We start from the raw sequence: 20431 nt of genomic DNA, 5'->3' as shown, positions 1-20431 counted from the left end.
GGCCTGCTCGCGACGGACCAGTTCCCCAGCTCGCCACGGACTGGTTCCCCTGCTCGGCTCTCCGGGGCTCCCGCGCGTGGGTTCATCCGGCCGGCACCGAGGGCTCCTCTACGAGCTGCGCGAGCAGCGGCACCAGCCAGCTCATCCGCGGCGGGCCCATCTGCGCGTCCAGTTCCTCCGGCGTCGGCATGCGGTCGCGCATCGCGTCGGGGGGGATCAGGTGGCGCAGCGCCTGGCAGAGCAGGTTCGCCATCGAGTACGCGGGATCGGCGGCCAGCGCGCGCTCCAACGCGAGACCGGCGAGCGCACAGTCCCCGCCGCGCCATGCCGCGGCGGCCAGCAGGGAGGCCACCGGGGCCACGAATCGCGGCTCCAGGCGTCGGGTGAGGTCCCGCCACAGTGCGACATGGGCCTCCCGGTGGTCGATCAGCGCCCACGCCTCGTCGCGTACCCGGACAACCGCCAGGTCGAGTCCGAGCCGCGCCGCCTCCTCATCGCCCAGTCGCTCGCCCGAGCCGTAGCGGGCGATCGCCGACCGGACACGCGCGCGCCCTCCGGCCACGAAGGCCGCCGCGACCTCGTCGGGCCGCTCGGCCGCCGTCAGCAGCGTCCGCGTCTCGGCGACGACCCGGCCGGTGGCCTGCCTCATCGCCACCCGGGCGAGCCCGCCGTACGGCTCGACGGATCGGACCAGGCTGCGCCGGTCGGGCAGCGCGACCAGGCCATGCAGGACGGCCTCGGCGGCGACCCTGCCGGACACCGCGTCGTACCGCGTGCCCTCGGGCGGGCAACAGCCGGCCTGGGCGCAGACATAGGACCAGTAGCGGCCGGCGTCGGCGCGCAGCGCCTCCACGACCTCGACGCCGGCGTGGCCGAGCAGCCGGGACGCGGCGTCGATCGCCGGGGTCACCAGGGCGGCCGGGCCGTACCCGGCGAGGACGGCGGTGGTGATCGACTCACGCCGCAGCAGCCCGGCCAGCGGGTCGAGCGCGCCCGGATCGATCGGGAGGTCCCACCGGGTGGTCACCCGCAGGGCGCCGCCCGCGAACACCGCGACGACGAGGCTGTCGCGGGGATGGAAACCCAGCAGGTACGGCACGGCCGCGAGGATGTCGGCCGGGGTGGAGAGCACGAGGGTCGAGACGGAGGTCATGGACCGAGAGCTTCGCCGACGCGCTCCCCCGCCAACCGGCCGAGTGGCGTTCTGGGGATATCGAGCGCCCTGTGGAGAACCTCATCACCACTACGAGACCGGGCGAACGCGTGTCACCAAGCGTTCGCGCGCGGTATCAGGCCTCCTGCGGAGGAACCAACCGCTCGCGTACCAGGATCGCGGCGCCCGCCACCGCGGCGGGCATGAGCACGACCGCGACGAGGGGGACCATGAAGGCCAGGAAGAGGAGCACGCCGAAGCCGAGCGTGGCCCCCTTCTCCCCGCGCAGCAGTGCGAAGCGCTCCTTTCGTCCCATGCCGCGTCGTTCCAGCGGCAGAGCGGTCAACTCCACGCTCAGGAAGAAGCCGGAGACGATCGCGCCGAGCACGGGCACGACGGTCTGGCCGATGACCGGCACGAAACCGAGCACGAACAGCGGGATCGTGAACAGCAGCATGTAGTAGAGCGTGATCAGACTGTCGCGGATCGACCGCAGCAGCGTCCGCCAGAAGGGCGCTTCGACGGCCTCGGGAAGGCCGCCGTGGTCCTCCTCGACCTTCTCCGACAGCTTCTCGTAGAACGGCTCGCCGATGGCGAGGGTGACCGCCGCGTAGGTGAGCACCGCGAGCGCGAGACCGGCCACGAAGATCAGGATGCCGACGAGCGTGCGGAACGCGTCCCGCCAGCCCCAGCCGTCCGCGAACGGGGTCGCCCACTCGGCGATGCGGCCGGCGTGCGTGCCGAGCCACACCAGGGCGAAGGCGTACAGCACGAACGCGATCAGCGCGGGGATGAGGCCGAACAACCACCAGCGGGGGTGCCGCGCGACCCACCCGAGCCCCTTGAAGGCACAGCCGACGCCCCTCAGGAAGCCGCCGGCCTCGCGCTGGGCAGGTCGTACGATGTCGCTCATGTCCGGCAGGCTAGCGCCTCAGATCATGGCCCGCGATCTCGTCCGCGGCCCCCGCCCGATCAGCCCGCCGACGTCCAGAGGCTCGTGACGGGGACGCCGATCTCCCCGAGCAGGCGGCGAAGCAGCGGGAGGGAGATCCCGAGGACGTTGCCGTGGTCGCCGTCGATGCCGTCGACGAACCATCCGCCGAGGCCGTCGAGGGTGAACGCGCCCGCGACCTTCAACGGCTCTCCGCTCGCCACATAGGCGGAGATCTCCTCGTCCGTGGGAGCGCCGAACCTGACGATGGTTGTGCCGACGTCGGCGGCCCGACGGCCCGAGGCGACGTCGATGACGCAGTGGCCGGTGAGCAGGTGACCGGTCCTGCCCCGCATCGACCGCCAGCGCGACAGCGCGTCCTCAGGCGAGGAGGGCTTGCCGTACGCGACGCCGTCGAGTTCGAGGACGGAGTCGCAGCCGATGACGACCCCCTCTTCCAGAGACGCCGCGACGACGTCGGCCTTGGCCTTCGCGAGGGCCAGGCAGAGCGCGGCGGGGGTCTCGGCGGTGATCGCGTCCTCGTCCACACCGCTGACCATCACCTTGGGATCGAGCCCGGCGGCACGCAGGACTCCGAGCCGGGCCGGGGAAGCGGAAGCAAGAACGAGTTCGGTCACGGGACCCGAGTCTAGTGGCGGCATTCGTGTACGGCGGAGCCGCCGAGACCGGTACGTTTTTCGATCATAAATCCACCTGTTCATGGACTTCGGGGAGATTTCGGTGGCGAGGGCGACGATTCGGGAGCGGCTGCGCTACTGGTTCGACAACACGATGGCGAAGGGCACGGTGGCGCTGATCGGCTGGCTGGGTCTCGCGTCACTCGCGCTGATCCTCACCGTCTCGGCCCTGACCCTGTGGCTCACACCGGACGAGGTGTTCGAGCACGCGGGGCTGCCCGGCGTGCTGTGGATGACGTTGATGCGCGCTCTCAGCCCGGGCAAGATCGCCAGCGACTCGGGGACCGCGCCCTTCCTCGCCCTGATGCTCGCCGTCTCGCTCGGCGGCATCTTCATCGTGAGCACGCTGGTCGGCGTGCTGTCCACCGGCCTGAAGGGAAAGATCGAGGAGCTGCGCAAGGGACGCTCACGCATCATCGAGAGCGGCCACACCGTGATCCTCGGCTGGTCGGAGCAGGTCTTCACGATGGTGGGCGAACTGGTGAAGGCGCAGGCCAGCCAACGGGGGTCGGTCATCGCCATCCTGGCCGACCGCGACAAGCCGGGCATGGAGGAGGCCATCCGCACCAAGGTGGGCGATATCGGACGGACCCGGCTCGTCTGCCGTACCGGCCGTCCGACGGAACCGGCGGACCTCGACCTGATGAGCCTGGAGACGGCCAGGTCCGTCGTGGTGCTCTCGCCGCAGAGCGACGACCCGGACGCCCACGTCATCAAGACCCTGCTCGCGCTCGCGAAGCGCGACATCGACCACCTTCCGGTCGTGGCCGCTCTCACGTCATCGCGCAACATGGCGGCGGCACGCCTCGCGGGCGGTCCGGGCGTCCACCTGGTCGACTCCGACGACACGGCGTCCCGGCTCATCGTCCAGTCGTCCCGGCAGTCGGGCATGTCGGTCGTCTGCATGGACCTGCTCAACTTCGACGGCGGGGAGATCTACCTGCGGCCCGAGCCGTCCCTGGCCGGCCTGACGTACGGCGAGGCGCTCAGCGCGTACCGGACCTCGACCGTCATCGGGTTGCGCTCGGCCGGGAAGGTGGTGCTCAACCCGCCGTCGGACACGGTGATCGCAGCCGACGACGAGATCATCCTGATCGCCGACGACGACTCGCTCATCCGCCTCGGTGACCCCGCGGTCCCGGTGGAGGAGGACCGCATCGTCGCCACCGCGCACGAGCGGCCCGGCCCCGAGCGGACGCTGCTGCTCGGCTGGAACGGCCGGGCCGCCCAGATCGTGCGGTATCTCGACGGCTATGTCCCCGAAGGATCGACGATCGACGTCGCCGGGGACCATCCGGCCGCGGCAAGCGACCTCACCGGTCTGGCCCGGCTCACCGTGAACACCAAGGAGTGCGACATCACCGACAGGTACGCGCTGGAGTCGCTGGGCACCGGGCTCTACCAGCACGTGATCGTGCTCTCCGACAGCAGGTACGACGCGCATCACGCGGACACGCGCACCCTGATGACGTTGCTCCAGTTGCGCGACATCCAGTCCACATTCGGCGAGCGGTACTCGATCGTCAGCGAGATGTACGACGAGAACAACCGCGCGCTCGCCGAAGTCGCGCGGGCCGACGACATCGTGATCAGCGACACGGTCATCGGGCTCCTTCTCGCGCAACTCGCGGAGAACCCGCGCCTGTCCGACGTGTTCGGCTACCTCTTCGACTCCAAGGGCTCGGAGCTGTATCCGCGTCCCGTGGAGGACTACGTGGTCATCGGGGAGCCCGTCCGGTTCGCGACCGTGATCGAGTCGGCCCGGCGGCGCGGCGAGACCGCGATCGGCTACCGGCTCGCCGCCGGGATCAATGAGCCGCCAAGGTACGGCGTGGTGTTGAACCCCGACAAGGCTCGCCCGATCGCGTTCGCGCCCGATGACGCGGTGATCGTGCTCGCCGAGCGCTGAGCCGCGAAACCCCCTGCCACCCCCCGCTGAGCCGCGAACCCCTTCCAACCTCCGAAGCCTCGCCCCCGAATCCGCGCGGCCTGGTCGGAGGCATCCGGCTCTGACCTCCGGGCAGGCTCAGCGCGCGTGTTCGCCGGCACTGGCGTTTCCGGGTCTCCGGGGCCTCGGCTCCGGAGACCCGGGAGCGGTCGGACGCCCGGCCGCGCGGAACGCCTCCGCGGTCCGCGCGGCGTCGCGTCCGCCCCTGCTCCGCCGTACGGCCCGGCCCGTACGGGCTCAGTGCGGGGCGCCGGCGAGCGCCTGGCGCAGGTTCTCCTCGGCCTGCTTGGACAGTGACGTGTGAATGATCTTGCCGCCGTAGGACGAGATCTGCGGGATCACCTTGTCCGGGGTGCTCTGGGTGACCAGTACGAAGAGCGCGGCGGAGCCCGGCTTGAGCTCCTCACCGACCTGCTTCATGAACTTGTCGTCCACGCCCACGTCGGTCATCGCGCCCGCAGCGGCCCCCGTCGCGGCGCCGACGGCCATGCCGATGAGCGGCATGAAGAAGATGAGCCCGATGAGACCGCCCCACAGCGCCCCGCCCATGGCGCCGATGCCGGTCGTGCTGGTGCTCTGGTGCAGCTTGATCTTGCCGTCCTTGGTCCGCTCCGCGACCGCGGCGTCGGCGAGCTTGATCAGGTTCTGCTTCTGCAGCTCGAAGAGCTTGTCCCGGACGGTGTTCGCGGTGGTGACGTCGTCGTACGCGACGGCGATCAGATCCGACATATCGATCCCCCCGTTTCGGATGGCCGTAATCATCCCCAGGAGGACCGCCCCTTAAAGCACGCGAATTCGCGACATGACGGTATTGATGTCCCGCCAGTGCTTCCTCTGCGTGTCGGGGATGGTGACGAACACCAGCGCGGGCTTGTCCTTGGGCACGTCGACCAGCGCGAGGGCCGCCATGGCCTTGCGCTGCTTGCCCCTGATCTTGTAGTTCACGGTGTAGCCGAGCAGCCAGCCGTCCCGCTCCCCCACCTTCAAGGGCTGCGAGGCCGTCCACGAGATCGTCGCGCCGGACGGGTGGTGGTTCAGCGTCCACCGGGCGGCCAGGAAGGCGGTGTCCTTGACGTTCTCCTGCACCGGGATCGGCACCGGGCACGAGACGAGGAGGCCCCGGAAGGACGTTCCCTTGATCTTGGGCAGCATCTGGCGGCTGGTGAAGGGGCTGGCCGGGGCCAGCTTCCACACCTTCGCGAAACGGGGGAAGGCGACACCCGAGCGGGCGTCCTTCAGCAGGCCCTTGCTCGCCGCGGCCCGCCCGTAGAGGCGGCGCAGCTCGTGGTCCTGCTCGGGCAGCTCCCGGAGCCGCGGATCGGACAGCGCGGCCTGCATGACGGCCGTGACCGCGGCCGGTGTGGTCGCGGAGGACGCCTGCGGAGTGGCGGCGGGCGAGCCGGCCAGGGGGCTCGCGAACGGGGTGATCCCGGAGGTGGCCGCCGGGGCTCCGGTGGTGCCGTTCGCGACGGGCAGGCTCGGGATCGCGGTCGCCGCGGCCGATGGGACCGGGGCGGCCGAGGGCGCCGCGTCGTCGCCGCCGCGGGTCAGCACGGCCACCCCGCCGACGCCCACCGCCACGACGGCGACCGCCCCGGCGATCAGGCGATAGACCATCCGCATCGGCAGGTCGCCCAGCCCCTTACCCGAGCGGGGAGGCTGCGGGGGCGGGGGGACCACGATCTTCGGCAGCGGTGTCGTCTCCGCTTCGGCCGCCACGTAAGTCGGAACCGCTTTTGTCCCATTGTCCCCAGGTGACACGATCGGGAGCGTACGGCATATCGCGGTATTTCGGGCGGGATCACCATCACACTTCGGGAACGAGGATCATGTCGCGCGCAGCGGCCCCCAGCCCGCCGGCCGGAAGCCGCCCAGCCGTAGCCAGGGAGCGTCGGCGATCACGGTGACCGATCCGGGCGCGATCTCGGTGAAGCCGGCGTCCCGCACCACCGGGAGGCCGCTGTCCACCAGGGACTCCCACAGCTCGGGAGATGCGATGCGGACGGCCGCGCCCAGCCCCGCGCCGCGCCACGCGTCCCTGGCCCGCTCGTCACTGCCCCACCACGCGAGCTGCGCGCCGTGCCCCGCCTGCGCCATCGCCTTGCCCGCGCTCATCTCCAGGTGCGGGTTCACCCAGAGGACCGCGCCCTTCGGATCCGGATGGCCCGGAACACCGGAATCGGTCAGATCGGTGCCGGAGACCTGGAGACGCTGGAGGTCTCTCGGCCAGTCGTCGAGCGGCACCGGCGGATGCACCCGCACCTCGGCCGTCCCCACCTCGACGGTGATGCCGGGCAGGGCGAGCACCCGGCGCCACTCCGCCCCGCGGGCCCGGCGGACCACCTTTCTGATCCCGATGCGCTCCCACTGCGCGATCGGCTCGGCCCACTCGTCCTGGTCGAGCAGTCTCAGCACGGCGTGTGCGGCCGCTTCCAGCGCGTCGGTGCGCTCAGGGGGAGCCGCGCGTTCGATCCGGACGACGAGGGGGAGGACCCATTGGTTCATCCGACCAGGATCTCAGCCCGGCGCGGCTCTCTCACCCGGGCGACGATCCGCGCCGACATCAGGGCGGCGGCCAGGCAGAGCACGCCCGCGCCGTACCAGGCGAGGTCGTAGTTCCCGAGGTGGTCGCGGGTCACCCCGGCGAGCGTGGCGGCGAACGCCGCGCCGATCTGGTGGGAGGCGAACACCCAGCCGAACACGATCGCCCCGTCCGCGCCGAAGATCTTCCGGCAGAGGGCCACCGTCGGCGGCACGGTGGCCACCCAGTCCAGGCCGTAGAAGATGATGAACACCAGCATGCTCGGCTCGGTGGTCTCGGCGAACAGCGACGGCAGGATCAGCAGGGACAGCCCGCGCAGCGTGTAGTAGACCACCAGGAGCAGCCGGGCGTCGATCCGGTCGCTGAGCCAGCCGGAGAACACGGTCCCCGCGATGTCGAAGATCCCGACGACGGCGAGCAGCCCGGCCGCGGTGGTCTCGGGCATGCCGTGGTCGTGTGCCGCCGGGATGAAGTGCGTGCCGACCAGGCCGTTCGTGCTCGCCCCGCAGATCGCGAAGCCCAGCGCGAGGTACCAGAACGCCCGGGTGCGCGCCGCGTCGCGCAGCGTCCGGAGCGCGCGGGCCGCCGCCCCTCCCCCGGCCGGCCGTACGCGCGGCTCGGCGTCCGGCGCGGCGCCGTACGGCCGCAGGCCGAGCTCTTCGGGGGAGTCGCGGAGCAGGAACCACACCAGCGGCACGACCGCGAGCGCGCACGCGGCCACGACCAGCGCCGCCGTCCGCCATCCCGACATCTCGACGAGATGGGCCAGCACGGGCAGGAAGACGAGCTGGCCGGTGGCCCCGCCCGCCGTGAGCACGCCGGTGACCAGCCCGCGCTGCCGGACGAACCAGCGGTCGGTGACCGTGGCGACGAAGACGAGGGCCATGGAGCCGGTGCCGAGCCCGACGAGGACGCCCCAGCACAGCACGAGCTGCCAGCTCGCGGTCATGAACACGGTGACCCCGCTACCGGCCGCGACCAGGGCGAGCGCGGCGGACACGACCGAGCGCATGCCGAAACGGTCCATCAGGGCGGCGGCGAACGGCGCGGTGAGTCCGAAGAGCATCAGGTTCACCGACACGGCGAGGCCGATGGTGCCCCTCGTCCAGCCGAACTCCTCCTGGAGCGGCGTGATGAACACTCCGGGCGTGGCCCGGAAGCCGGCCGCGCCGATGATGGCGACGAAGGCGACGGCGGCCACGATCCACGCGCGGTGCGGACGACCGGCTCTCAATCCTCTGAATGTCACCCGGACATCATCAGGTGGGTAGATATCGGGCCACGAGTGGCCCGAAAGCCAATATGTGAAAGAATCCGGCCATGGCTCCTGAAGCGCCCCCGCACCGCGTCGTGATCCTCGCCCTCGACGACTTCGCGCCCCTCGACCTCGGCATCCCCGGGCAGGTCTTCCGGGTGGCCGCGAACCCGGCGGGACGGCGGCTCTACGAGATCACCACCTGCTCGCCGGGCGGCGCTCCCGTGCGCGGCTCCGCCGGGTACCACGTGCTGCCCGACCACGACCTCGGCGCCCTGGAGACCGCCGACACGGTCATCGTGCCCGGCGTTCACGGGGGATCCGCGCTCACCGCCGGAACGATCGACGACGAGCTCCGCTCGGCGCTCCAGGCGGCGGCGAGACGGTCCCGGATGATGTCGATCTGCACCGGGGCGTTCGTCCTCGCCGCGGCCGGCCTGCTTGACGACCGACCGGCCGTCACGCACTGGTACCACGTCCGGCGCTTCCAGCGGCTCTTCCCCCGCGTACGGCTCGACCCCGACGTGCTGTTCATCGACGACGGCGACGTCCTCACCTCGGCGGGCGTGGCCTCCGGGATCGACCTCTGCCTGCACGTGGTACGCCGCGACCACGGCAGCGAGGTGGCCAACCGGGCGGCGCGCAGGTGCGTGACGCCGCCGTTCCGGGAGGGTGGGCAGGCGCAGTACATCGAGCGCCCCCTGCCCGACCCCGGCGGCGCCGGCACCGCTCCCACCCGGGCCTGGATGCTGGAGCGGCTGCACGAGCCGGTCGATCTGGCCGAGTTGGCCGCGCACGCCCGGATGAGCGTGCGCACGTTCACCCGCAGGTTCCGCGAGGAGACGGGGCTCAGCCCGGCCCGCTGGCTCACCGGCCGCAGGGTCGAGCAGGCCAGGCACCTGCTGGAGACCACCGACCTGTCGGTGGACGAGATCGCCAGGAAGTCCGGGTTCGGCACCGCCGTGTCGCTGCGGCAGCACCTGCACGCGGCGGTCGGCGTCGCCCCCCTCGCCTATCGCCAGACGTTCCGCTCCCGCGTCCCCGGGCCCCGCTGACTTGTGTTTGGCTAGGCTCGGGTCGTGTCTGAGCCGATCATCGATGTGCGGGATCTTCACGTCGTGCTGGGGGCGAACCCCGTCCTGCGCGGCGTCGATCTCACGGTCCGTCAGGGAGAGATCGTCGCCGTCGCGGGCGAGAACGGGACGGGGAAGTCCACCCTGCTGCGCTGCCTGGCCGGCCTGCGGCCGCCGACCTCCGGGGAGGTCTCCGTCTTCGGCACGCCGCCGAGCGACGACGCCGCGTTCTGGCGCGCGGTCGCCCTGGTCGCCGCCGAACCGGCGTGGTATCCCGGGCTGACCGTACACGAGCACGTCGAGCTGATCCGGGTCACCCACGAGCCGGTGGACGACGCCTGGCCGGACGTCGCCCAGGTCCTGGAGCGCTGCGGGCTCACCGAACGGGCCGACGCCGTGCCCCTGACCCTCTCCACCGGCCAGCGGCAGCGGCTGTGCCTGGCCTCCGCGCTCGTACGGCCCAGCCGCCTGCTCCTGCTCGACGAGCCGGAACACGGCCTCGACACCGCCTTCCGCACCCGGCTGGCCGGGATCCTGACCGAGTACGCCCGCAGCGGTGGGACCGTCGTCATGGCCAGCCACGATCCCGGCCTCATCGAGGCGACCGGGGCGCGGCACACCGTCCTGTCCTCCGGACGGCTGGCCGCCGGAGCCACGCGGTGAACGCCCTCGCCTCCGCCCGCGCGATCATCCGCGCTCCCCGCGCGAAGCGTGAGCGCACCTGGCAGGACCGGTACACGCTGGCCTTCGCCATCGCGGTGCTCGGCGCGGTCGCCGCCGAACCGCTGTCCCGGGCGTGGAACCGTATCGTGGCGCCGGCCGCCACGACGGACCCGGCCACGATCGGCACGGGTCTCGCCCTCGTCGTCCTCGCCTACGCGGGATTGATCGCCCTGGCCCGCCTCGTCGGACCGATCACGGTCTCCCCCGCGGACGCCGCCTGGCTGGTGCCGTCGCCGCTCACCCGGCGGGCCGTGCTGCGCCCCGCCGCGCTGCGGCTGCTGGTCGCGTCGGTCGTCGCCGGAGTGGTGCTGGGCGTCACCGTCCTCACCGTGCTCGGGGTCCCGGACCTCGCCACACTCCGGGTGGCCGGCGCCGTCCTCGTCGCCGTCGCCGCCTGCGTCGGCGGCGCCGCCACGGCCGTACTGGCCCAGCGTGGGGATCCGGAGTCGGACCGGCTGGGAGTCGCGCTCGCCGCGCTCGCCGCCCTCGCGATCGTCGCCGGGCTCGCGGCGGCGAGCGGCGCGGCGCTCCCCTGGCGCTCGCTGCTCACCGCGCTCCCGCGCGTCCCGGCGAGCGTGATCGTCGGCGTCGCCGTGGCGGCCTGTCTCGCCGCGACCGGCCTCGCCGTACGGACGTGGCGGGCGTTGTCCCGCTTCCCCTCCCGGGCGGTGATCGCCTCGTCGGCCCGGGTCGGCCAGGCCACGGACGCGATCGTCACACTGGAGCCCGGGCTGCTCACGTGGATCGCCGAGGACAATCACTGGCGTGCCCGGCGGCTGCGCTCGCGGCCCTGGCCGCACCTGCCCGCGCCCCTCGCGCTGGCCTGGGTGGAGGCGCGCCGGCTCGGCCGCCGCCCCACCCGCCTGGCGGCGCTGCTCGCGGCCGCGGCGTTCCCCGCGCTGGCCGCCGTCGCCACCGGCGGGATCACGCCGCCCGTCGCGGTCGCGCTGCTCGCGGGCGCCCTCACCGCCGCCGCCTCGGCGACGGCGGGAGCCCGCCGCGACATCGAGAACCCCACCCTCATCCGGCTGGCCGGTGTCTCGCGGCAGGCGGCGAGGGCCGCCCGGGCGATCCCGCCCGCGCTGCTCGCCGGCGCGTGGCTGGCCGCGGCGCTCGCCGCCCTCGGCCTCGTCGGGCCGGGCGTCGCGGCGGGCGCGTCGTGGTGGGCCTTCGTTCCACTGTGCGCGCCGCCGATCGCCGTCGCCGCGCTGCGGATGGCGGGGCGGGGGCCGATCGACCACTCGCTACCGGTGCTCGACACCCCTGGCGGTCCGGTTCCGCTGGGCCCCCTCTTCTGGGGCGTCACCGGGATCGACGTGGCCGTGCTCGGCTGCGCCCCCGCCCTCACCGCCCTGCTGCTCCAGCCCGCGCAGACGGCCGGGTTCCTGACGGCCCAGGCGGTCGCGACCGTCCTGACCGTCGGCGCCTTCCTCCTCCGCGCTCGCAGGACCTGATCCGGCCCGTCCTCGTACGTGGTCCGCTCAGCGCGGCTCTTATTCGAGGCCCATGGAGCTGACGTATCGTTCCGCGACGCCCGGCTCGGGAGGCGTCTGCCCCTTCACCCGGTAGACGCCGTTGCCCCGGACGAGAATGCCCATGTCGATGAGATACCTGCGGACGGCCACGTGGTCCACCTCGCCGCCTTCACACCACTCGCGCAGCTTCTCGTTGACGGCCCGCTCGTCGTATTCGGCCGCGGGGTCGAAGCAGCGCGCCGCCACGTGGTCCAGGACCGCGCGGCGGCGGTTCTGCCGGGCCGGGAGCGTGATCAGGCGCCCGTCCCGGACGAATGGCCGCAGATCGGGTTTCCCGCCCCCGGCGTCCGGTTGGAGATCGCGGGACGGCGGCTCCTCGTGATCCTTGTGACGCGCGTGCATATGCTCTCCTTCACACTCCGGGGTCGTACGCCCGCGATGTCGGGCCGCCGGATCGCACGGCGAAGCCGAGAGCCGGCCTTTCCACAGGGCGCGACCGACGTGATCCGGTTCCTCTCGTCACGCTAGGAGGACGCGCGGCGGAGCGGCAATCGAATAACCGGGCGCCCACGAGAAGCGAACCGCGACCAGGGCGCGCACATACGCCGGAAAAGCGAACGCCCCGTTCCTCGACGGAACGGGGCGATTCCCGCGGTGGAGCTATGGGGACTCGAACCCCAGACCCCCTCCATGCCATGGAGGTGCGCTACCAGCTGCGCTATAGCCCCGCGGTGACGTCCGCGACGGTTTCCCCTCGCGGCGCCACGCCAGTGTATAGGAAATCCCGGCCGAGGCTGTAACCGATCAGCTGAGGGAGCGCACGCGGCGGACCAGATCCGCGAGTTCCGCCACGTCGCGGTCCTCGGTGGCCTCCGCGAGGCGGGACGCGTGCCCCGCCAGGTCCGCCAGCCCCAGCCCGAACCGCTCGCCGCGCTCGGTCCACGGAGCGCGCAGGTACTCGGCGAAGGCCGCGGCCGCCGCGTCGACCTGGAGCCGGATCGGCGCCTCCGTCCACAGGTCGCCGCCGACGTCACGGATGTCCACCGCGCGGCTGACCTCGCCGGGCCTGCGGCTGTCCGGGTCGAGCCAGCGCACCGTCGCCGTCGCGAGCTGCCCCGACGCCCCGGCGCGGAGCCGTACCCAGTAGAGAGCGGTCACGGAGTGCCCGGGCCCGACCTCCCCTCCGTCGCGCGAGTCGTCGCGGAAGTCCTCCGGCGCCAGCTCCCGGTTCTCGTATCCGAGCAGGCTGTACGACTCGACGGTCGCGGGGTTGAAGACGACCTGCGCTTTGGCGTCGCGGGCGCGCAGGTCGAGGTTGGCCGGGAGCCGCTCGACGAAGACCTCGCGCGCCTCCGCCTGGCTGCTCACATAGACGGCGGCGCCGTCACCGTTGTCCGCGAGCTGCTCCATCAACTCGTCGCCGTACTCGCGTCCGACGCCGACGCACAGCAACGTGACCTGCTTGGCCGCGTACTCGCTCACCCGGTCGAGGATGGCGCGCCATTCGGTCGCGCCGGTGTTCGCGAGCCCGTCGGAGAGCAGGATCACCCGGTTGGTGGCCACGGACCGGAACGCCCGGGACGCCTCCCGGTAGCCGGTGACGAGCCCGTCCTCCAGGTTGGTCGATCCCTCGGTGCGCAGTTCGTCGATGGCGCCGTGCAGCCGCGACCGCTCCGTCACCGGAACCATGGGGGTGATCAGCCGCGCAGAGTCGCTGAACGACACGATCGCCACCTGATCGCCGGGCATGAGCTGGTCGACGAGGGTGTGCAGGGCGTCACGCACGAGGTCGAGGCGCCCGGTCTCCTCCATGGATCCGGAGACGTCCACCACGAACGTCAGGTTGGCCGGCCGGCGCTGCTCCGGGCCGACCCCGCGGGTGCGCAGCCCCACCCGGAGCAGCACCGAGCCGTTCGTCCGCGCCCCGTCCACGTGTACGGAGAAGCCGTTGTCGTCCGGCTCGGTGTAGTCCTGGCGGAAGGAGTTGACGAACTCCTCGGTCCTGACCTGAGCCGGCTCGGGCAGCCTCCCCTCCTGTACGGCACGGCGGGCGTAGCCGTACGACGCGGTGTCGACGTCCAGGGCGAACGTCGAGATCTGCTCGGCGGTGGCGTCGTGCTCCAGCCTCCCGGCCTCCGCGGCCTGGCCTCCCGGAGCGGCCCGCCCGGCCGATGGGGCCTCTCCCCCACCTGCGCCGCAGGCGGCGAGGACGACTGACAGCAGGGCTATCCCTGCCAGGACCGATAAACGTGGCTTCATCCGGCACCTCCGTCGGTTCCCGTTCGCCCCTTTCGACGCCATCTCGTCGGGCGTGGTCGGGTCCGTCACGGAAGCGACGGTAAAACGTACTCATCGCGTGACATCACGTCATCGACCCGGCAAAGCGTGACCTAACGGTGGCCGAGCAGCGTGGAGAGCGTGACCGGGCGCAGCCCCCGCTCCCTGATCCCCTTCACGATGGCCGGAAGCGCGTCATCGGTCAGCCCGGACGGCTTTCCGCCGCCCAGGTGGAGCACCACGATGGAGCCGCCGCGCACGCCGCCGAGCGTCTGCCGCACGATCACGTCCTTGGACGTGGCGAAGGCGTCGCCGCCGACCACGTCCCACTGGATCGGCGTCAGGCCCTCGGCCGCCACCGCCCTGAGCGCCGCCTTGTCGAAGCAGCCTCCGGGGAAGCGGAAGAAACGCGGGTGTGCGGGAGCCAGCCGGTCGAGCAGAGCCTCCGTCCGGCGGAGGCTCCCCCGCATGTCATCGGTACGGCCCAGCCCGTAGCAGGGCGTGCTGAACGCCTTGTGATCGTAGGAGTGGTCGGCGAGCTCGAACAACGGGTCGGCCGCCAGGCCGGCCGCCACATCGGGGTAGCGCTTGATCCACAGGCCGGTCATGAAGATCGTCGCGGGCACCTTGAGCCGGCGCAGTTCGGCGATCAGCCGAGGGTTGGCGTAACTGTCCACCTCGCCCCGGTCGAGCTGCCCTTCCATGTACGACGTCATGTCGGCGTCGAAGGTCAGCGCCACCATGTCGGACTTCCGCGGCCCGTGGTGGATCGGATCACGCGGCCGCCGGATCCCCGACGCCTCCGGCGACGGTTCCGGCGCGTTCGGGGCAGCCGCCGCGGGACGCGGCTCCGTCCCCACGTCCGCCGCCGTACGCGGAGCGACACCGGTGGGCGCATGCCCGGCGCATCCGGAGACCAGGAGCACCGACAACAGGAGAGACCGCCGCCACAGCATGATCGGCATCGTACGGCCGGAACGGGGCGCATCGGTCACGAAACCCCCGATACGACGACGAAGGCCGACACCCGTCCCTTTCGGAACGCTGCCGGCCCTGATCGGATCGGTGGAGCTATGGGGACTCGAACCCCAGACCCCCTCCATGCCATGGAGGTGCGCTACCAGCTGCGCTATAGCCCCTTGCGACGCCTGTCAGTGTATAGGAATCGGCGCGTTGGACGGTAACCGAAAGCCCCGATGTCACGCCGGCGGGCCTGTGCTACGTCTGAGGTCTTATGAGCACCGAACTGTTCGTCCGTCACCGTGGCCTGCTCACCGAGGTGGCGTACCGCATCCTGGGCAGCGCGGCCGACGCCGAGGACGTGGTGCAGGATGCGTGGCTGCGCTGGTCCGAAGTGGACGCTGAAGAGATCGAGAGCCCCAGGGCGTACCTCGTGCGCATGACCACGAACCTGGCGATCGACCGGTTGCGGCGGGTCAGGGCACGGCGCGAGGAATACGTCGGCCCGTGGCTTCCCGAACCGGTCAGCACCGCGCCGGACGTGGCGGAAATCGCCGGCCTGGCCGACGGCGTGGAGTTCGCGCTGCTGGTCGTGCTGGAGACGCTGTCACCGCTGGAGCGCGCGGTGTTCGTGTTGCGTGAGGCGTTCGGCTACTCGTACGCGGAGATCGCCGGGATCCTGGGCCGAGGCGAACCCGCCGTCCGGCAGCTCGCCAGGCGGGCCCGCGACCACGTGCAGGAGCGCAGGCCGCGGTTCGACGTGGACCGGCGGGAGCGCAGGCGGGTGACCGAGCGCTTCGCCTGCGCCTGCGCCGAAGGCGACCTGCGCGGCCTCATGGAGCTCCTGACCGCGGACGTCACGCTGGTCGGCGACGGGGGTGGCAAGGCGAAGGCGCCGCTGAGGGTGATGACCGGGCGGGACCACGTCGCACGGTTCCTCATGGCCATCGCGTCCGAGAACGGGGTCGGCCGGTTCCTGGCCTCGATCGGGGCGGGCGACCTCACCTCGATCGGCGTGGAGATCGCCGACGTCAACGGCGGCCCGGCGATCGTGGCGACCGCCGGGGGCCGCACCGTCACCGTGATCTCCCTTGTCGTCGCGGACGGCAAGATCGAGACCGTCTATCTCATCGCCAATCCGGAGAAGATGTCCCGGATCACGGCCAGCGGCACGTCCCGGAGTGCATGAGCGAAAACATCGCCATCATCGGTGGTGAGCCGGCCTGGCGGCGGCGGCTGCGCCGGCAGGAAGGGGTCACTCGGCTAGGCTCCGGATCCGTGGTTGAGATCGCGTTGAGAACGCACGCCCAGGTCGCCGAAGGACCCACATGGCTCCCGGAGACGGGCGAGCTGCTCTGGGTTGACATCCCGGCAGCGGAGATCCACTACTTTTCGCCGTCGACCGGCTCCGACACCGTACGGCACGCGCCGCAGCACGTGGGCGCGGCGCGACCGCGCGCCAACGGCGGGCTGGTGCTCAACCTGGTCGACGGGGTGGGGCTGCTCGAACCGGACGGCACGTTCCGTTGGCTCGCCCGCCTGGCCCGCGAGGGCGTACGCGGGAACGACGCCGCGGTCGATCCGCAGGGGCGGCTGTGGGCGGGCACCATGCGGTACGACCAGGCGCCCGGCGGCGGGCGGCTCTACCGCGTGGACCCCGACGGCGCGGTGACCACGGCCCTGGACAGCGTGACCATCAGCAACGGCATCGGATGGAGCCCCGACGGCACGCTCATGTACTACGCCGACACACCCACCCGGCGGGTGGACGTCTTCGACTTCTCGCCCGGTGGCGAGCTGTCCGGGCGGCGCGTGTTCACCACCATCGACGGGGGCTCCCCGGACGGGCTCACCGTGGACGCCGACGGCTGCGTGTGGGTCGCCGTCTGGGGCGCCGGCCAGGTGCACAGGTACGCGCCCGACGGGCGGCTGGACCGCGTGGTGGACGTGCCGGTGGACCAGCCCACCTCGTGCGCCTTCGGCGGCCCCGGGCTGACCGACCTCTACATCACGTCGGAGGCCAAGGAGGGGCAGCCGCTCGCCGGGTCGCTGTTCGTGCTACTCGGCGCGGGTACGGGCCTGCCGGAACGCCGGTTCGCCGGATAACACCGCGCCTGGGCTCGCGTCGGGGCCGCCGCACAGAGCGGCCCCGACGTCCACGCCCGCGGCACGGTCCGGTGACTCCACCGCCACCTTGGCGGGATCAGGTGCGGTCGCGGTCCTCCCCCGCCGGGCCGGTGGCGAGTTCGGCCCGCCCGAGCGCGTAGACGGCGGCCATCAGCAGCGCGCCACCGGCGACTTGGAGCGCGGTGAGGTGCTCATCCAGCAGCAGGACGCCGATGAGCGCGGCGACCAGCGGCTCCAGCAGGACGACGACCGCAGCCGTCGTGCCGCTGACCACGCCCAACCCGGCGAAGAACAGCCCGTACGCGAGCGCGGTCGGGACGACGCCCAGATAGGCCAGCGACAGCGTGGCCGCGGCGGGATCGCCGCCCGAGGGCAGGACACTCCCGGTCGCCGCGAGCGGCAGCAGGCAGACGGCCCCGGCCGCGAAGGACCAGGCCATCGTCTGCCCGGGGGCCGACCGGCCGCGCTCGACGCCGCTCAACAGCGTCACCCCGGCGTACGTCGCCCCCGACAGGACGGCGTAGCCGACACCGGCGGCGGAGAACTCGCCCGGCCCTCCGGCGAGCATGGCCAGGCCGGCGACCGCCGCGGCGACGCCCGCCTTCACGGCCCGTCCCGGCCGCTCGCCGAACAGGAACCGGGCACCGGCCGCGACGAACAGGGGGTTCGCGCCCATCGCGATCATCGTGGCCAGGGCGACGCCGGTTTCGGCGATCGCCGCGAAGTACGCGACCTGCGAGACGGCCATGGCCACGCCGAGCGCCAGGGGCATCCCCCACGATCGCGGCGCGACGAGCCTCCGGGGGCCCGCCGTACGACCGAGGAACCCCACGGCGAGCAGGATGGCGGCCCCGATGACGAACCGCCAGAAGGTCACGGCCACCGGGCCGAGGTGGCCCGCTCTCCGTAGGAAGTCGCCGACCGCTCCCCCGGTCCCCCAGGCGATCCCGGCGGCGGACACGAAGATCAGGCCCCGACGTACGGGCAGGGCTGGAACATGCGTCATTGATGTCTCTCGTGGTGAGTGGCGGAAAGGGCCCGGAACGCGGGCAGCCACCACCGGCCGGACCGCGTGGGTCCGGCTGACGAGAGGGTCCGCCCGCTATCGGGCGGGCGGCGGAGAGATGATCAATCGCACGGAATGCATGGGAAGCACGCTATCGCGGCGTCCCCGCGGCACGACAGCGGGTTTCCGGACAGGGCCTTTCCACGTGCCGATCCGCCTGGAACTCCTCATTTCACCAACGAATTAATATTCTGGACAACGGACCGCCGAAGGGAATTTCCGAACGGGGGCATCAGGCCGTACTCTTGCCTGGTGGTCGCCCGAGGCGAGGTCAGGTCGCCTCGGGCGGCCACTCCACCCCCTTCAGAACGACCCCCATGGCCAAGCGCCCTGACGGCGATCCGCTGAACGCCGAGACGGCAGCGGAAAACAAATCCGGCGACGGGACAGTGCTCCCCTTCGCGCAAGCGCCTTCGGCACTGTCACCGCGCTCTGAGCCTCCATTGATAACGGCGGCTTCGCCGGGTTGCTGAAAGAGACGACCCGAGTGCTTGTTCCGGGCGATCTGCCGCTGTTCTGGCACAGCCGCCTCAATCACGCCGAATACGAATAATCGCCAGCCCGGAACAGGGAGCCGCCGGCCGTGCCGAAACCGGCCCCAATCCCTTTCCAGGGTGGGGCCGGCGTCATTTGAGGGAAGCGGCACGAACCACGCACCGTGCGTGTTTTCCAGGCGTGGACGTCGCAGTCTACGTGGGCCCAGAAGTCGGATCAGTCGACGCCAGGCCAGGGAAGATCGGGGTCGCAGGGCAGGGAGTAGTCGACGCCCGGAACCTCGAAGCCGTACAGCCGCCGGACCTCGCTCCGGAACCAGCCGGTGTCGGCGAGATCCCCGATGGTGTCAGGGGTCGCCGCCTTCCATCGCTCGGTCACCGCCGCCTGCACCTCCTCGTCAAGCTCCCAACGGTCGAGACGGATGCGGCCCCGTTCGTCGATGTCGAGCGGCGAGGTCCCGATGAGCTGGTCCCACAGGTCGACGGACTGAGCCAGCGGCGACGCCATGCCCTCACCGAGGACATCACGCAGCAGACTCACGTACAGGGCGATGCCGGGGATGGCCGTTGACGCCTGCGTGACCGCCGCGCCGTTGACAGAGGTCAGGGCACGGCCACCGTAGGCGCTCAACCGGTCCCCGAAGACGGATGCCGTCCCCTCAAGATGCAGTTTGGCCGCCCCGATCGTCCCTGCCCGGTAGATGGCCGAGGTGAGATGCGAGCCGATGTAGGACAGCGCCACCGTGGAGAAGCCCGGCCGGATCAGATCGCGCGCCTCCAGAGCATCGACCCAGCGCGCCCAGTCCTCACCGCCCATGACCTTGACCGTGTCGGCCGTCTCCTCGTCCGTGGCGGGCTGGACGCGGATCTCCTTGAGGTGGGGCGCCCCGTCACTGTCGAATTCGAGCGTCTTGGTGAGGTGCTCGGCCCCGATGGGCTGGATCACCGACTGATGGAGCGCGCCCGTGACAGGGTCGGTGCGACGGGGAGCGGCCACGCTGTAGATCAGGTAATCGATGCCCCCGAACCGCTTGGCCACCAGGTCGAGTACATCATCCTTGGTGGCGTCGGCGAAGGCGTCCCCGTTGATGAACGCGAAATCGCTCCCGGCCTCCCGGGCGAGCGTGGCCGTGGCGATCGTTCGATACCACCCCGCCGTCGCCGTCCGGCGAGCGGTCGGAGGACGCTCGAAGCACAGGCCCACCCCCTGCACGCCGTACCGGGCGATCCCGGCGACTGCGGCGGCCAGTCCGTAACCGGCGCTGGAGCCGATGACCAGGGCGACCGGCCGGTCCCCCTCACCCGGTCGCGTCTTCCGCTGAACCTGGGCCGCCATGTCGGCGACGATCCGCGCGCACCCCGCGGGGTGGGAGTCGAACAGCAGGAAGCCACGCCCGGATGGCTGAATGAGTCGTGCGGTCATCGTGTGCCCATCTGTGTCGGAGACTGGCCGGTACCGGCGAGGCGATGGATCACGAACGTGAGGCCGGCGGGGGTCCGTACCTGCCCCAGTGTCCTCGCGTCCGCGATCGTCACCTGGAGTTGATTCTCCAGGATCTCGACCGGTTCCAGCAGGACCGGGCCGTCCACGCCGAGGCCGTTCGGCGGATTCAGGTGCAGATCTCCCCCGGTGACCCGTGCAGCGGCTCACACCGGTGGGCACAATGGAGTCAGAAACGGTCACTCCTCAGGTGCTGAGGAGTGACCGT

General features: G+C 71.7%; 18 protein-coding genes and 2 tRNA genes. 6 read left to right on the top strand and 14 right to left on the bottom strand.

Annotated features, from left to right (window positions below):
- Nucleotides 1-82: 82 nt before the first annotated feature.
- The 3 genes from AWQ68_RS21920 to AWQ68_RS21910 form a co-directional block, all read right to left on the bottom strand.
- Nucleotides 83-1153 carry a DUF4192 domain-containing protein gene (locus AWQ68_RS21920; RefSeq protein ID WP_066943096.1) on the bottom strand — a complete coding sequence of 357 codons (1071 nt, stop codon included), beginning with the start codon at nt 1151-1153 and terminating at the stop codon, nt 83-85.
- Between the two features lie 136 nt (nt 1154-1289).
- A complete protein-coding gene (locus tag AWQ68_RS21915; RefSeq protein WP_066943095.1) occupies nt 1290-2066 on the bottom strand; it encodes an EI24 domain-containing protein in 777 nt (258 codons plus the stop codon).
- 59 nt (nt 2067-2125) lie between these two features.
- Nucleotides 2126-2722, bottom strand: a complete 597-nt coding sequence (locus tag AWQ68_RS21910) for a Maf family protein (RefSeq protein ID WP_245656031.1) — start codon at nt 2720-2722, stop codon at nt 2126-2128.
- A gap of 103 nt (nt 2723-2825) precedes the next feature.
- Here AWQ68_RS21910 and AWQ68_RS21905 point away from each other — a divergent pair, with 103 nt between their 5' ends.
- On the top strand, nt 2826-4691 hold the full coding sequence (locus tag AWQ68_RS21905; protein ID WP_066943306.1) for a CASTOR/POLLUX-related putative ion channel: 1866 nt from the start codon (nt 2826-2828) through the stop codon (nt 4689-4691).
- Nucleotides 4692-4967: 276 nt separating this feature from the next.
- On the opposite strand, the gene AWQ68_RS21900 is transcribed toward AWQ68_RS21905, so the two are convergent.
- The 4 genes from AWQ68_RS21900 to AWQ68_RS21885 all read right to left on the bottom strand — a co-directional run bounded on the left by AWQ68_RS21900 (nt 4968) and on the right by AWQ68_RS21885 (nt 8506).
- Nucleotides 4968-5459, bottom strand: a complete 492-nt coding sequence (locus tag AWQ68_RS21900) for a DUF1269 domain-containing protein (RefSeq protein ID WP_066943093.1) — start codon at nt 5457-5459, stop codon at nt 4968-4970.
- 51 nt (nt 5460-5510) lie between these two features.
- Nucleotides 5511-6449 carry a hypothetical protein gene (locus tag AWQ68_RS21895; protein ID WP_066943091.1) on the bottom strand — a complete coding sequence of 313 codons (939 nt, stop codon included), beginning with the start codon at nt 6447-6449 and terminating at the stop codon, nt 5511-5513.
- Nucleotides 6450-6557: 108 nt separating this feature from the next.
- On the bottom strand, nt 6558-7235 hold the full coding sequence (locus tag AWQ68_RS21890; protein ID WP_066943089.1) for a peptidyl-tRNA hydrolase: 678 nt from the start codon (nt 7233-7235) through the stop codon (nt 6558-6560).
- Nucleotides 7232-8506 carry an MFS transporter gene (locus AWQ68_RS21885; protein ID WP_066943087.1) on the bottom strand — a complete coding sequence of 425 codons (1275 nt, stop codon included), beginning with the start codon at nt 8504-8506 and terminating at the stop codon, nt 7232-7234. The genes AWQ68_RS21890 and AWQ68_RS21885 overlap by 4 nt, the downstream gene beginning before the upstream one ends.
- 86 nt (nt 8507-8592) lie before the next feature.
- Between AWQ68_RS21885 and AWQ68_RS21880 the strand changes: the two genes are divergently transcribed.
- The 3 genes from AWQ68_RS21880 to AWQ68_RS21870 are packed head-to-tail and all read left to right on the top strand — an operon-like array spanning nt 8593 to nt 11777.
- Nucleotides 8593-9582, top strand: coding sequence for a GlxA family transcriptional regulator (locus tag AWQ68_RS21880; RefSeq protein ID WP_066943085.1), 990 nt, complete (start codon nt 8593-8595; stop codon nt 9580-9582).
- Between the two features lie 24 nt (nt 9583-9606).
- Nucleotides 9607-10263, top strand: coding sequence for an ABC transporter ATP-binding protein (locus AWQ68_RS21875; protein WP_066943083.1), 657 nt, complete (start codon nt 9607-9609; stop codon nt 10261-10263).
- Nucleotides 10260-11777, top strand: a complete 1518-nt coding sequence (locus AWQ68_RS21870; protein WP_066943081.1) for a DUF6297 family protein — start codon at nt 10260-10262, stop codon at nt 11775-11777. The genes AWQ68_RS21875 and AWQ68_RS21870 overlap by 4 nt, the downstream gene beginning before the upstream one ends.
- A gap of 39 nt (nt 11778-11816) precedes the next feature.
- On the opposite strand, the gene AWQ68_RS21865 is transcribed toward AWQ68_RS21870, so the two are convergent.
- The 5 genes from AWQ68_RS21865 to AWQ68_RS21845 all read right to left on the bottom strand — a co-directional run bounded on the left by AWQ68_RS21865 (nt 11817) and on the right by AWQ68_RS21845 (nt 15214).
- Complete coding sequence (locus AWQ68_RS21865) at nt 11817-12200, bottom strand: DUF2087 domain-containing protein (RefSeq protein ID WP_066943079.1); 384 nt, start codon at nt 12198-12200, stop codon at nt 11817-11819.
- Nucleotides 12201-12453: 253 nt separating this feature from the next.
- Nucleotides 12454-12526: transfer RNA gene (locus tag AWQ68_RS21860), tRNA-Ala, on the bottom strand.
- Between the two features lie 76 nt (nt 12527-12602).
- The gene (locus tag AWQ68_RS21855; RefSeq protein ID WP_066943077.1) at nt 12603-14057 is read right to left on the bottom strand and encodes a vWA domain-containing protein; all 1455 of its coding nucleotides are present in this window, start codon (nt 14055-14057) and stop codon (nt 12603-12605) included.
- A 131-nt stretch (nt 14058-14188) separates the two neighbouring features.
- Entirely contained in the window at nt 14189-15070 is an 882-nt protein-coding gene (locus AWQ68_RS21850; protein ID WP_218006969.1) for a polysaccharide deacetylase family protein, read from the bottom strand.
- 71 nt (nt 15071-15141) lie between these two features.
- A tRNA-Ala gene (locus AWQ68_RS21845) sits at nt 15142-15214 on the bottom strand.
- A gap of 95 nt (nt 15215-15309) precedes the next feature.
- On the opposite strand from AWQ68_RS21845, the gene AWQ68_RS21840 reads away from it, so the two are divergent.
- Complete coding sequence (locus AWQ68_RS21840) at nt 15310-16224, top strand: RNA polymerase sigma-70 factor (RefSeq protein WP_066943073.1); 915 nt, start codon at nt 15310-15312, stop codon at nt 16222-16224.
- An 89-nt stretch (nt 16225-16313) separates the two neighbouring features.
- Nucleotides 16314-17141 (top strand): SMP-30/gluconolactonase/LRE family protein, encoded by an 828-nt coding sequence (locus AWQ68_RS21835; protein ID WP_066943304.1) that lies wholly within the window; start codon nt 16314-16316, stop codon nt 17139-17141.
- Between the two features lie 97 nt (nt 17142-17238).
- Here AWQ68_RS21835 and AWQ68_RS21830 read toward each other — a convergent pair whose 3' ends face one another.
- Together AWQ68_RS21830 and fabV are read right to left on the bottom strand one after the other, a co-directional pair.
- Nucleotides 17239-18168, bottom strand: coding sequence for a DMT family transporter (locus tag AWQ68_RS21830; RefSeq protein WP_066943071.1), 930 nt, complete (start codon nt 18166-18168; stop codon nt 17239-17241).
- A gap of 771 nt (nt 18169-18939) precedes the next feature.
- A complete protein-coding gene (gene fabV, locus AWQ68_RS21825; protein ID WP_066943069.1) occupies nt 18940-20145 on the bottom strand; it encodes an enoyl-[acyl-carrier-protein] reductase FabV in 1206 nt (401 codons plus the stop codon).
- Nucleotides 20146-20431 lie beyond the last annotated feature (286 nt).

This window comes from Microtetraspora fusca (assembly GCF_001570365.1).
Taxonomy (GTDB): Bacteria; Actinomycetota; Actinomycetes; order Streptosporangiales; family Streptosporangiaceae; genus Microtetraspora; species Microtetraspora fusca.
The sequence above is the reverse complement of the archived record's forward strand: the minus strand, read 5'-3'. Positions and strand labels throughout refer to the sequence as shown.